This is a genomic window from Streptomyces rectiviolaceus, assembly GCF_039533825.1.
In the GTDB taxonomy this organism is placed as follows: Bacteria; Actinomycetota; Actinomycetes; order Streptomycetales; family Streptomycetaceae; genus Streptomyces; species Streptomyces rectiviolaceus.
The window spans coordinates 37,403-49,942 of sequence record NZ_BAAAUG010000162.1; the positions used below are offsets into that span (position 1 = coordinate 37,403).

10 protein-coding genes are annotated in these 12,540 nt (G+C 69.1%); 9 read left to right on the plus strand and 1 reads right to left on the minus strand.

Translation table 11 applies throughout. From position 1 onward, the window contains the following. The first annotated feature begins 58 nt into the window (after positions 1 to 58). The 9 genes from ABD378_RS36230 to ABD378_RS36270 all read left to right on the plus strand — a co-directional run bounded on the left by ABD378_RS36230 (position 59) and on the right by ABD378_RS36270 (position 12,139). Entirely contained in the window at positions 59 to 937 is an 879-nt protein-coding gene (locus ABD378_RS36230; RefSeq protein ID WP_344528235.1) for a carbohydrate ABC transporter permease, read from the plus strand. Beyond that, the gene (locus ABD378_RS36235) at positions 937 to 1,821 is read left to right on the plus strand and encodes a carbohydrate ABC transporter permease (RefSeq protein WP_344528237.1); all 885 of its coding nucleotides are present in this window, start codon (positions 937 to 939) and stop codon (positions 1,819 to 1,821) included. Before ABD378_RS36230 ends, ABD378_RS36235 begins: the two co-directional genes overlap by 1 nt. 199 nt (positions 1,822 to 2,020) lie before the next feature. Then, positions 2,021 to 3,220 carry an ROK family transcriptional regulator gene (locus ABD378_RS36240; protein WP_344528239.1) on the plus strand — a complete coding sequence of 400 codons (1,200 nt, stop codon included), beginning with the start codon at positions 2,021 to 2,023 and terminating at the stop codon, positions 3,218 to 3,220. Between the two features lie 122 nt (positions 3,221 to 3,342). After that, positions 3,343 to 4,425: a substrate-binding domain-containing protein gene (locus tag ABD378_RS36245; RefSeq protein ID WP_344528241.1), complete on the plus strand. Its 1,083-nt coding sequence runs from the start codon at positions 3,343 to 3,345 to the stop codon at positions 4,423 to 4,425. A gap of 183 nt (positions 4,426 to 4,608) precedes the next feature. Continuing rightward, a complete protein-coding gene (locus ABD378_RS36250; RefSeq protein ID WP_344528243.1) occupies positions 4,609 to 5,397 on the plus strand; it encodes an ATP-binding cassette domain-containing protein in 789 nt (262 codons plus the stop codon). Further along, on the plus strand, positions 5,394 to 6,677 hold the full coding sequence (locus tag ABD378_RS36255; protein WP_344528245.1) for a sugar ABC transporter permease: 1,284 nt from the start codon (positions 5,394 to 5,396) through the stop codon (positions 6,675 to 6,677). Before ABD378_RS36250 ends, ABD378_RS36255 begins: the two co-directional genes overlap by 4 nt. 248 nt (positions 6,678 to 6,925) lie before the next feature. Beyond that, positions 6,926 to 8,896, plus strand: a complete 1,971-nt coding sequence (gene dxs, locus ABD378_RS36260) for a 1-deoxy-D-xylulose-5-phosphate synthase (RefSeq protein WP_344528247.1) — start codon at positions 6,926 to 6,928, stop codon at positions 8,894 to 8,896. 157 nt (positions 8,897 to 9,053) lie between these two features. Then, on the plus strand, positions 9,054 to 10,544 hold the full coding sequence (locus ABD378_RS36265; RefSeq protein ID WP_344528320.1) for an amino acid permease: 1,491 nt from the start codon (positions 9,054 to 9,056) through the stop codon (positions 10,542 to 10,544). Between the two features lie 83 nt (positions 10,545 to 10,627). Then, a complete protein-coding gene (locus ABD378_RS36270; RefSeq protein ID WP_344528249.1) occupies positions 10,628 to 12,139 on the plus strand; it encodes an ArnT family glycosyltransferase in 1,512 nt (503 codons plus the stop codon). Here ABD378_RS36270 and ABD378_RS36275 read toward each other — a convergent pair. Next, positions 12,094 to 12,501 (minus strand): NTP pyrophosphohydrolase, encoded by a 408-nt coding sequence (locus tag ABD378_RS36275; RefSeq protein WP_344528251.1) that lies wholly within the window; start codon positions 12,499 to 12,501, stop codon positions 12,094 to 12,096. The genes ABD378_RS36270 and ABD378_RS36275 overlap by 46 nt on opposite strands. Between the last annotated feature and the right edge of the window lie 39 nt (positions 12,502 to 12,540).

Genomic DNA, 12,540 nt, shown 5'->3' on the forward strand with positions numbered 1-12,540 from the left:
GGCCCCTCCGCCCCCGGCCGACACCGGCCGGGGACGGAGCGGGCGCGCACCCAGGCCGGTGAGCCGACGCAGCGGTATCGCCCGGCTCGGCCCGCTGCCCTGGATAGCGCCCGTCATCCTGCTGATCCTCGCCGTGGTCATCTGGCCGGTCGTCGAGTTGATCCGCACCTCGTTCCTCAACATCTCCATCGCCGGCATCGTGCGCGGCAGCGCGGGGACCGACAAGTACAAGAAGCTCTTCGACGAGACCGACTTCGGGGCGGTCCTGCTCTGGACGGTCGTGTGGACCGTCGTCGTCGTGACCGTGACGATGCTGCTCTCGCTGGCCCTCGCCCAGCTGTTCAACCAGAAGTTCCCCGGCCGCACCGTCACCCGCTGGGCGCTCATCGCGCCCTGGGCGGCGTCCGTCCTGATGACCGCCATCGGCTTCAAGTGGATGCTCAACCAGACCGCGGGCGTGCTCAACACGGTGATGCTCGACCTCGGCCTCATCGACAACTCCAAGGACTGGCTGGGCAAACCGGAGACGGCCTGGCCGTGGATGATGGCCGTCGCGATCTTCGTCTCGCTGCCCTTCACCACGTACACGCTGCTCGCCGGTCTGCAGACCGTCCCGGGCGAGGTCTACGAGGCGTCGCGGATCGACGGGGCGAGCCCCTGGCAGACGTACCGGCACATCACGCTGCCGATGCTGCGGCCCGCGTTCCTCGTCGGCGTGGTCATCAACCTCATCAACGTCTTCAACTCCTTCCCGATCATCTGGGCCATGACGCAGGGCGGACCCGGCTATGACACCTCCACGACCATGGTGTTCATGTACAAGCTGAAGGAGACCGACATCGGCGAATCCGCCGCCATGTCCGTGGTCAACTTCGCGATGGTCGTCGTGCTCGTGCTGATCTTCCTGAAGGTCAGCCGGTGGAACGAGGAGGACTGATGGCCACCGCGACGGCTCCCCGGGCGGGGTCCCCGAAGGGCCCCGCGCCCCAGCGCAAGCCCAAGCGCACGTTCCGGCCGCGCACGCTGGTCATCACGGTGGTCGCCTGGGCGCTCGCGGCGATCTTCCTTGCTCCGTACCTGGAGATGGTGATCACCGCGCTCCGTCCCAAGGACGAGCTGCGCGACCGGACGTACCTGCCGCAGAACCTGGAGTGGTCGAACTTCATCGAGGTCTGGAAGGAGTCGGAGCTCGGCCAGAACCTCCAGGTGACCCTCCTTGTCGCGGGCGGCGCGACACTCCTGGTGCTCCTGGTCTCGCTGCCCGCCGCGTACTACACGGCGCGCATGCGTTACCGCGGCCGCAAGGCCTTCCTGCTCCTCGTCCTGATCACCCAGATGTTCCAGCCCACCGCCCTGCTTGTCGGCCTCTACCGCGAGTTCCACCAGCTGGACATGCTCAACTCGGTCTGGACGCTGATCATCACCAACGCGGCGTTCAACCTCGCGTTCGCGGTGTGGATCCTGACGGCCTACATCAGCTCGATCCCGCCCGAGCTGGAAGAGGCGGCCATGGTGGACGGCACGAGCCGCTTCGGCGCCATGGTGAAGGTGACGCTGCCGCTCGCGCTGCCGGGCGTGGTCACCGCGGTGATCTTCACCTTCATCACCTCGTGGAACGAGTTCGTGATGGGGCTCACGCTCACCACCGAACCCGACAAGCAGCCGCTGACCGTCGGCATCAACAACTTCATCGGCGCCTACACCGTGGAGTGGAACTACCTCTTCGCGGCCTCCGTGGTGGCGATCGTGCCGGTCATCGTGCTGTTCGCCTTCATCGAGCGGCATGTCGTCTCGGGTCTCACCGCGGGATCGGTCAAGTAACGGATCGGCCCGCACAGGCCGGGTCTGGATGGTTTGGGGTGCATCCTCGCCGCTTGGACCCGGCCTGTCCCGCTGTTCAGGGGTGTCGATTTACGTCAAGGACTTGACTGCGCCAACCCGTTCAGCAGAGCTTGGAGTTCACAACTTGTACGGGCGGCTACATCGCCGTTACGTCATACGGAAAAGGGTGGCTGAGTCAATGGAGACTCCGGGGTCGCAGTCGTCGCTGCACCGGGCCAATCTCGAGCGGGTCGTACGTGCCGTACGGCTCGCCGGGTCGCTCACTCAGGCGGAGATCGCCAGGACGACGGGTCTGTCCGCGGCCACGGTCTCCAACATCGTCCGGGAGCTCAAGGACGGCGGAACGGTCGAGGTCACGCCCACCTCGGCAGGCGGCCGCAGGGCCCGCAGCGTCTCGCTCAGCGGCGACGCGGGCATCGTCATCGGCGTCGACTTCGGCCACACGCACCTGCGCGTGGCCGTGGGGAACCTCGCCCACCAGGTGCTCGCCGAAGAGGCCGAGCCGCTGGACGTGGACGCGTCGGCCGCGCAGGGCTTCGACCGCGCCGAGCAGCTGGTCAGCAGGCTGATCGCGGCGACCGGCGTGGACCGCGCGAAGATCACGGGCGTCGGCCTCGGCGTGCCCGGACCGATCGACGTGGAGTCCGGGACCCTCGGCTCGACCTCGATCCTGCCGGGCTGGACCGGCACCAAGCCCGCCGAGGAGCTGGGGGGCCGCCTCGGCGTCCCGGTGCACGTCGACAACGACGCCAACCTCGGCGCGCTCGGCGAGCTGGTCTGGGGCAGCGGCCGCGGGGTCAAGGACCTCGCGTACATCAAGGTCGCGAGCGGTGTCGGCGCCGGGCTCGTGATCGACGGGCGGATCTACCGCGGCCCGGGCGGCACCGCGGGCGAGATCGGGCACATCACCCTGGACGAGTCGGGCCCGGTCTGCCGCTGCGGCAACCGCGGCTGCCTGGAGACCTTCACCGCGGCCCGCTATGTGCTGCCCCTGCTCCAGTCCAGCCACGGCACCGAGCTGACCATGGAGCGCGTGGTCTCCCTCGCGCGCGACGGCGACCCGGGCTGCCGCCGCGTGATCGCGGACGTCGGCCGGCACATCGGCAGCGGTGTGGCGAACCTCTGCAACCTCCTGAACCCCAGCCGGGTCGTCCTCGGCGGTGACCTCGCGGAGGCCGGTGAGCTGGTCCTGGGGCCCATCAGGGAGTCCGTGGGGCGCTATGCGATCCCCAGCGCGGCACGCCAGCTGTCCGTCCTTCCAGGGGCGCTCGGCGGCCGTGCCGAGGTGCTCGGGGCGCTGGCTCTCGCGCTCAGCGAAATGGGCGATTCGACCCTTTTGGATGGCTCGCTGCCCGCGACCGCACCTGCCTTCACTTAGATAACGCATGGCACCGTTGTCATCTCGTTAAGGATTTACTCCTTGACGCTGGTGTGGCGGCCGAGTTGACTTCGAGCCACCTCGGCCGCAACGACGCGGCCACGTCAGGGAGGTTTGAATAAGTGAACACCCATCTGCGTCGTGCCGCGATAGCCATGACCGCTACCGCGATGGCCGTTTCCCTTGCTGCTTGTGGCGAGGCCGGCGGCGGTGACGAGGGCAAGGACAACAAGACCATCGGTCTGCTCCTGCCCGAGAGCAAGACCACGCGTTACGAGTCCTTCGACTACCCGCTGATCAAGGCGAAGGTCCAGGACCTCTGCTCGGACTGCAAGATCAACTACAAGAACGCCTCCGAGAACGTCTCGACCCAGAAGCAGCAGTTCGACGACCTCGTCGACTCCGGCGTCAAGGTCATCATTCTGGACGCGGTCGACTCCGGTGCCACCAAGGCGTGGGTGCAGGAGGCGGAGAAGAAGGACATCAAGGTCGTGGCCTACGACCGGCTCGCCGAGGGCCCGGTCTCCGCGTATGTCTCCTTCGACAACGAGAAGATCGGCAAGCTGCAGGGCGAGGGCATCGTCAAGGCCCTGGGCGCCAAGGCCAAGGACTCCAACGTCGTCATGATCAACGGCAAGGAGTCCGACCCGAACGCCGCCCTCTTCAAGAAGGGCGCGCACTCCGTCCTCGACGGCAAGGTCAAGAAGGTCGTCTACGAGCAGACGGGCGAGTGGGACCCGAAGATCGCGGGCGAGAAGATGGGCACCGCCATCACCTCCCTCGGCAAGGACGGCTTCGACGCCGTCTACTCCGCCAACGACGGCATGGCGGGCGGCATCGTCGCGGCGCTGCAGTCGGCGAAGGTCAAGGGGATCCCGGTCGGCGGCCAGGACGCCGAACTGGCGGGCATCCAGCGCATCCTGAAGGGCACGCAGGCCTTCAGCATCTACAAGCCGTACAAGCCCGAGGCGGAGAAGACCGCCGAGGTCGCGGTCAAGCTCCTGAACGGCGAGAAGATCGACTCGCTGGTCACGGCCAAGCTGGACAGCCCCAGCGACAAGGGCATCCCGTCGGCCCTCGTCCAGGCGTTCGTCGTCACCAAGGACGACATCAAGGACACCGTGGTCAAGGACAAGCTCTACAAGACGAGCGAGATCTGCACCCCGGACTTCGCCAAGGCCTGCGCGGACGCCGGCATCAAGTAGCGCCGGGTTGCGGGCAATTGACTCGTACGGCGTCTCTGTCTCCTTCACGCTTGCCCCGCTGTCGGGGGCAAGGACGCCGTACGTCTGCTCGCCTTCCTGCCTCATCCCCCCTTAGCCCACACATCACATCCCGCCGTACGCCATGCCCGTACGGCCTCCGCCATCCCCTGGCGGACGAAGGAGATGGTTCACATGTCCGCTCCGCCCGTGCTGGCGTTGCGCGGCGTCTCCAAGCGATTCGGTGCCGTCCAGGCGCTCACCGATGTCGAACTGGAAGTACACGCAGGTCAAGTGGTCGCCCTGGTCGGCGACAACGGAGCCGGTAAGTCGACCCTCGTCAAGACGATCGCGGGGGTCCACCCCATCGACGAGGGCACCATCGAGTGGGGCGGCAAGTCCGTCTCCATCGCGCGCCCCCACGATGCCCAGGGCCTTGGTGTCGCCACCGTCTACCAGGACCTCGCGCTCTGCGACAACCTGGACGTCGTGGCCAACCTGTTCCTCGGCCGGGAGCTCGGCCGGGCCAAGGTCCTCGACGAGGTGGCGATGGAGAAGCGTGCCAAGGAGCTCCTTGACACCCTCTCCATCCGCATCCCGAGCGTGCGTATCCCGATCGCCTCGCTCTCCGGCGGTCAGCGCCAGGTCGTCGCGATCGCCCGCGCCCTGGTCGGCGACCCCAAGCTGGTGATCCTCGACGAGCCCACCGCGGCGCTCGGCGTCGAGCAGACCGCACAGGTCCTCGACCTGGTGGAGCGGCTGCGGGAGCGCGGCCTCGCGGTACTCCTCATCAGCCACAACATGGCCGACGTCAAGGCCGTGGCCGATGAGGTGGCCGTCCTGCGCCTCGGCCGCAACAACGGTGTCTTCAGCGTCAAGGACACCAGCAACGAACAGATCATCGCCGCGATCACCGGAGCCACGGAGAACGCCGTGACCCGGCGCACGGCGCGCAACGCGGAGGCCGCGAAGTGAGTGAGACCGTGAACACCCCACCGCAGAAGGTGGACGCGGAGGCCCCGGCCGCCGCCATCCCGGTCGTCGACCCGCGCCTGCTCGTCCGTGAGCAGGGCTTCGCCGGCTATCTCGGCGAGTTCAAGCGGAAGATCAAGGGCGGCGAGCTCGGCTCCATACCGGTCGTCACCGGTCTGATCGTGATCTGGACGATCTTCGAGATCACCACCGGGCGATTCCTCGACCCGTCCAACCTCAGCAACATCGCGCAGTACATCGTCGGGCCCGGCCTCATCGCCACCGGCATCGTCTTCGTCCTGCTGCTCGGCGAGATCGACCTGTCCGTCGGCTCGGTCGCGGGGCTCACCGCCGCGATCAGCTCGGTGCTCGCGATCAAGCAGGACGTGAACGAGGGGCTCGCCGTCATCATCGGCCTGGCCGCCGCCGCCGCGATCGGCGCACTGCACGGATTCTTCTTCGCCAGGATCGGAGTCCCGGCCTTCGTCGTGACGCTGGCAGGCTTCCTGGGGTGGAGCGGCCTGCAGCTGTACGTCCTCGGCAACACGCTCAGCCTGAACAACATCTCCGACGGCATCATCTACAAGCTGAACAACTACTACTTCAGCGATGTCGCCGCCGCCTACGGCCTCGCCACCGTCGCGGTCGTCGCGTACGGCTACTCCCAGTGGAGTCAGCGTCTGCGCCGCAAGGCCGCGGATCTGCCGCACCGCCCGGTCAGCGAGCTGGCCCTGCGGACCGCGGTCGTCGCGGTCCTCGCCTACGTCGTGGCCTTCGTCCTGAACCAGGAGGACGGTCTCCCGCTCGGTCTGACCGTCTTCGTCGCCGTGGTGGTCCTGGCCAGCTTCGTGCTGCGCCGCACCAACTACGGACGGCAGGTCTTCGCGGTCGGCGGCGGCGTCGAGGCGGCCCGCAGGGCCGGCATCAACGTCGTATGGATCCGGATCTCCGTGTTCACGATCTCCGGCTTCCTCGGCGGCCTCGGCGGCCTCTTCATCGCCTCCCAGTCCGGCGTCGCCGACTCGAACCTCGGTGGCGGCGACACCCTGATGCTGGCGATCGCCGCCGCGGTCATCGGCGGCACCAGCCTCTTCGGCGGCCGGGGCACCCCCTGGTCGGCGCTGCTCGGCATCCTGGTCATCCAGTCGATCATGACTGGCCTGTACATGTCGGGCAGCTCCAGCAAGGCGGTGCAGTCGATGATCACCGGCGCCGTGCTCCTCGCCGCGGTGGTGCTCGACTCCGTGTCACGCCGGAGCCAGAAGGCGGCAGGCCGCGCCTGACGCCCGGCGACGAGGCCGCCGTCATCCGATCGGCAGCAGTCGCACGTGAACCCTGTGCCCGGCGTCAATGGAGACGCCGGGCACAGTCATGCCCCCGGCAAGGGGGGCGCGTGCTCCTGCGGTCACACCCGATCGCGTGACGCGCAACTCACGGCCCGGACGCCGTCGGCAATGGCGGAACATTAGACTCAACAGGCCCGGCAACAATCCGGTCAACGCTCGAAAAGCTCTACTGCAAGGAGGCACGGGTGCCGCTGCTGACCCGCATCAGGGGACCGCGCGATCTGGACCGGCTCAGCCCGGAGGAGCTGAACCAGCTGGCCGGCGAGATCCGCGCCTTCCTCGTCGACGCAGTCTCCAAGACCGGCGGCCACCTCGGCCCCAACCTCGGCGTGGTCGAGCTCACGATCGCCATGCACCGCGTCTTCGAGTCGCCTCAGGACAAGGTGCTGTTCGACACCGGCCACCAGAGCTACGTGCACAAGCTGCTCACCGGCCGCCAGGACTTCACCAAGCTGCGCACCAAGGGCGGCCTCTCGGGCTACCCCGCGCGCGCCGAGTCCGAGCACGACGTGATCGAGAACTCGCACGCCTCGACGGTCCTCGGCTGGGCCGACGGCCTCGCCAAGGCGAACGAGGTGCGGGGCAAGGACGACCACGTCGTCGCCGTCATCGGTGACGGCGCGCTCACCGGCGGCATGGCCTGGGAGGCGCTGAACAACATCGCCGCCGCCAAGGACCGCCCCCTGGTGATCGTGGTCAACGACAACGAGCGTTCGTACGCCCCGACCATCGGCGGCCTCGCGAACCACCTGGCGACCCTGCGCACCACCGACGGCTACGAGCGCTTCCTGGCCCGCGGCAAGGACCTCCTGGAGCGCACCCCGGTCGTCGGCAAGCCCCTCTACGAGACGCTGCACGGCGCGAAGAAGGGCCTGAAGGACTTCATCGCCCCGCAGGGCATGTTCGAGGACCTCGGCCTGAAGTACGTCGGCCCGATCGACGGCCACGACATCGAGGCCCTGGAGTCCGCCCTGGTGCGCGCCAAGCGCTTCGGCGGCCCGGTCATCGTGCACTGCATCACCGAGAAGGGCCGCGGCTACAAGCCCGCCGAGGAGGACGAGGCCGACCACTTCCACGGCATCGGCCCGATCCACCCCGACACGGGCCTGCCGATCGCCGCGGGCGGCATGGACTGGACGTCCGTCTTCGGCGAGGAGATGGTCAAGCTCGGCCACGAGCGCGAGGACATCGTCGCGATCACGGCCGCCATGCTGCAGCCGGTCGGCCTGCAGAAGTTCGCCAAGGCGTTCCCGGACCGGGTGTACGACGTCGGCATCGCCGAGCAGCACGCGGCCGTCTCGGCGGCGGGCCTGGCCACCGGTGGCCTGCACCCCGTCTTCGCCGTGTACGCGACGTTCCTCAACCGCGCCTTCGACCAGCTCCTGATGGACGTGGCCCTGCACAAGTGCGGCGTCACCTTCGTCCTGGACCGCGCGGGCGTCACCGGCACGGACGGCGCCTCGCACAACGGCATGTGGGACATGTCGATCCTGCAGTGCGTGCCGACCCTGCGGATCGCCGCCCCGCGCGACGCCGACCAGGTCCGCCTCCAGCTCCGCGAGGCCGTCGAGGTCGACGACGCCCCGACCGTCGTGCGCTACTCCAAGGGCGCGGTCGGCCCGGCGGTCAAGGCCGTCGGCAAGGTCGGCGGCATGGACGTCCTGCGCAAGGCGGGCACCGGCCGCCCCGACGTCCTCCTGGTCTCCGTGGGCGCCCTCGCGCCCATGTGCCTGGAGATCGCAGGGCTCCTGAACAAGCAGGGCATCACGACGACGGTCGTGGACCCCCGCTGGGTCAAGCCCGTCGACGAGGCGCTCGCCCCGCTCGCCGAGCAGCACCGCGTGGTCGTCACCGTCGAGGACAACTCCCGCGCGGGCGGCGTCGGTTCGGCCGTCGCCCAGGCCCTGCGCGACGCGGGCGTCGACGTGCCGCTGCGCGACTTCGGCATCCCGCCGCGCTTCCTGGACCACGCCTCGCGCAAGGAGGTCATGGCCGAGATCGGTCTGACCGCCCCGGACATCGCCCGCCAGGTGACCGGTCTGGTCGCCAAGCTCGATGGCCTCCCCCACTCTCAACTTCGTTCGAGCGGGGGGACCCCCACCGAGCGCACGGCGGCCGTGGACTCCGTCGAGGCGGGGGAGCCCGCGCGCGACTGAGTCAACATGCACCGCTGACGGGCCGGTTTCAGCACCCTGTACGGGTGGTGGAATCGGCCCATTCGCGTGAATAGGCTCGCGCCGGGACCTACGGGGTACTCGCCGTCTCGATCATGTCGGGGACGACAAGCGTGGAGGTAGGTCCGTGAGAAGCACCCTGTTGAGAACGAAGAGCATCGAACAGTCCATCCAGGACACCGTCGAGCCGGAACACGCACTCAAGAAGTCGCTGTCCGCCCTCGATCTCACGGTCTTCGGCGTCGGTGTCATCATCGGCACCGGCATCTTCGTCCTGACCGGAAAGGTGGCCAAGGAGAACGCGGGACCTTCGACCGCGCTGGCGTTCGTCGCCGCCGGCATCGTCTGTGCGCTAGCGGCCCTGTGCTACGCCGAGTTCGCCTCGACCGTCCCGGTGGCCGGGTCGGCCTACACCTTCGCCTACGCCTCCATCGGGGAGCTGCCCGCCTGGATCATCGGCTGGGACCTCGTCCTCGAATTCGCCCTGGGCACGGCGGTCGTCGCGGTCGGCTGGTCCGGATATGTGCGCTCCCTGATGGACAACGCGAACTGGCATCTCCCGAGTGTGCTTGAAGGCCCCGATGTGCCGGGCGGCACCTTCGACATCCTGGCCTTCGTGCTGGTCCTGGTGCTGACCGCGATTCTCGTGGTCGGCATGAAGCTGTCCGCCAACATCACCGCGGTCGTCGTGGCCATCAAGGTGACGGTGGTCATGATCGTGATCGTCGCGGGTCTCTTCTTCATCGTGGGTGACAACTACTCGCCGTTCATCCCCGACCCGGTGACCCCGGACGTCGGGGTGGGCTGGGAAGACGCCCCCATGGCTCAGCTGATCTTCGGCTACGAACCCACCAACTTCGGCGTCATGGGCATCTTCACCGCGGCCTCCGTCGTCTTCTTCGCCTTCATCGGCTTCGACGTGGTGGCCACCGCCGCCGAGGAGACCAAGAACCCGCAGCGCGACATGCCGCGCGGCATCCTCGGCTCGCTCCTCATCTGCACGGTGCTGTACGTGGCCGTCTCGCTCGTGGTCACCGGCATGCAGCACTACACCAAACTGTCCGTCAGCGCGCCCCTCGCCGAAGCCTTCAAGGCCACCGGCCACCCCTGGTACGCCGGCGCCATCAGCTTCGGTGCCGCCGTCGGCCTGACCACCGTGTGTCTGATCCTGCTGCTCGGGCAGACGCGGGTGTTCTTCGCGATGAGCCGCGACGGTCTGCTGCCGCGCTTCTTCTCCGTCACGCACCCGCGCTTCAAGACGCCTTACCGGCCGACCATCCTGCTTGGCGTCCTCATCGCCGTCATCGCGGGCTTCACCAGCATCAACGAGCTCGCGACCCTGGTGAACATCGGCACCCTCTTCGCGTTCGTCGTCGTGGCCATCGGCGTGATCGCACTGCGCCGCACCCGCCCCGAACTGCACCGCGCCTTCCGCACCCCGCTGGTGCCGCTTGTGCCGATCCTCTCGGTGGCCGCCTCGGTGTGGCTGATGCTGAACCTGCCGGGCGAGACCTGGCTGCGGTTCGGCATCTGGATGGCGATCGGCTTCGTCGTCTACTTCGTGTACGGGCGCTCGCACAGCCGGCTCGGCAGAGGGGAGACGGAATTCCCGCCCGGAAACGTTCCGTAGCCGAAACGGCTCCTTCCGGCTAATCCATCGGCCCCGTATGTCCCGTTCAGGCAGGGACTGCGGGGCCCGATAGCGTGCTCCGTATGCTCGCCGAGCCCCCCGCGTCACTACGCTCCGTACGCACGCTCCGGCTGCCGCGCCCGCGTACGGAGCACGCCCCGGCGCCCCCCACGCCGTACTGGCCGCGCCTGCTCCCGCTCCTCGCCGCGCTGGCCTGCATCACCCGGATCCCTTCCTTCCGGTGGCCGCTGTGGAGCCCGGACGAGGGCTATCTCGCCGTCCAGGCAAGGATGCTGGCGGACGGCGGAGAGCTCTACGAAACGGTCGTCGACCGCAAGCCGCCGCTCGTCCCCTGGCTGTACGAGGGGGCGTTCGTGCTCTTCGGCGACGCGACGCTGCTGCCGCTCAAGGTGCTCGCGGTGGCGGCCCAGCTGCTGACCGCGGTCATCCTCGTCTGTATCGCCCGGCGCCGCTGGGGCGACGGCGCGGGCCGCACGGCGGGCGTGCTGTACCTCCTCCTCTCGGTCGGCCTGAACCCCGAGGACGTCCAGGCGGCCACCTTCGAGGTCTTCATGCTGCCGTGCACGGCAGCCGCCCTATGGTGCGCGGACCGGCGCCGCTGGCGCGCCGCGGGGGCAGCGGTGGCCTGCGCGTTCCTGGCCAAGCAGACCGGGGGAGCGGCCCTGGTCCCGGTGGCGTGGCTGCTCTGGCAGGCGGGCGGCGCCCGAAGGGACGTACTGCGCCTGGGGGTTGGCCTGGGCGGCCCGGTCCTTGTGGCGGCCGCCGTCACGAATCCGGCGGGGTTCCTGTTCTGGACGGTGACGGGGTCGGGCGCGTACGCCTCCTTCACCGGGTCCGAACTCCATGTGCTCTTCCGGGGTTTGACCAACGCGGCGATCCTCGCGGCGGCCTGCGCCGGGATCATCCCGCCCGTCGTACGGGTCCTGCGCATCGCCCGCACCGGCTCGACGGAGCTGTGGCTCTGGCTCGCCTCGTCCGCGGGCGCGGTCCTCGTCGGCTTCCACTTCTTCGGGCACTACTACCTGCAACTCATGCCGCCGCTCGCCCTGTTGGGAGCGGCGGCGCTCCAGATCCTGCCCCGGGAGCGCACGCTGACGGCGGTGTCGGTTTCGGCAGGGGCGTGCGCGCTCTTCCTGACCTGGGGGATGCTGGCGCCGCGCCCCGAGCTCGCGCACGCGGAGCGGATCGCGGGCGAGGTCCGGGCGCGCACATCACCGGCGGATCGGGTCCTGGTGTGGGGCATACACCCCGAGACGTACTGGCTGGCCGACCGCGCCCCCGCGAGCCGCTACCTCACGGCGGGGCTCCTGACCAACTACAGCGGCGGCCGAAACGGCCCTCAGGTGGGCGAGAAGTACGCGGTGGACGGCGTCTGGCCGGTCTTCCGCGGTGAGCTCGCGGCCGGTCCGCCCGCGCTGATCGTGGACGACTCCCGTGGCAAGCCCTTCGCGCCGCAGCGGGTGCCCTCGCTGCGGCGGATCCTCGCGGCGGGCTACGAGCCGGTGGCGACGGTGGAGGGCGCGGTGCTCTACTCGCGCTCCGGCGACGGCCGGTCCCGCTCGGCCCCGGGCTGACGCACCGAGCGCGGGCCCAGGCACTGGGCACCCAACTCGCCGACGCGGCCGCGGAGTTCCCGGTCGGCGGTGATGACAAGGCAGGGTCGCGGTGCGGCCTCGGCGACCAGCTCCACGATGCGGTCGTCCCCGCTGCCGGGCGCGGAGACCACGCGTACGCCCTCGACGGACTCCACGCCGCGCGCCGCGCCCTCGACGACGAGGACGATCTCCAGGGGGCCCGGATGCCCCGGCAGGCCCTCGTCCGCGTACCCGACGAGTCGGTCGCGCAGTCGCTCGGCGGCTCCGTGCCGGTCGCGCCACCAGCCGTCGGGGACCGAGCCGACGACATTGGCGGCGTCCACGACGAGGAGAGTTCTCATGGCGTCACCCTGGCACACGGGGGGCCGAGCCCCGGACAA

What these genes read in the sequence shown, in the direction of transcription:
- ABD378_RS36275 (WP_344528251.1), bottom strand. Translation starts at nt 12,501, where the DNA reads ATGAGAACTCTCCTCGTCGTGGACGCCGCCAATGTCGTCGGCTCGGTC.
- ABD378_RS36240 (WP_344528239.1), top strand. Translation starts at nt 2,021, where the DNA reads ATGGAGACTCCGGGGTCGCAGTCGTCGCTGCACCGGGCCAATCTCGAG.
- ABD378_RS36235 (WP_344528237.1), top strand. Translation starts at nt 937, where the DNA reads ATGGCCACCGCGACGGCTCCCCGGGCGGGGTCCCCGAAGGGCCCCGCG.
- ABD378_RS36270 (WP_344528249.1), top strand. Translation starts at nt 10,628, where the DNA reads ATGCTCGCCGAGCCCCCCGCGTCACTACGCTCCGTACGCACGCTCCGG.
- ABD378_RS36250 (WP_344528243.1), top strand. Translation starts at nt 4,609, where the DNA reads ATGGTTCACATGTCCGCTCCGCCCGTGCTGGCGTTGCGCGGCGTCTCC.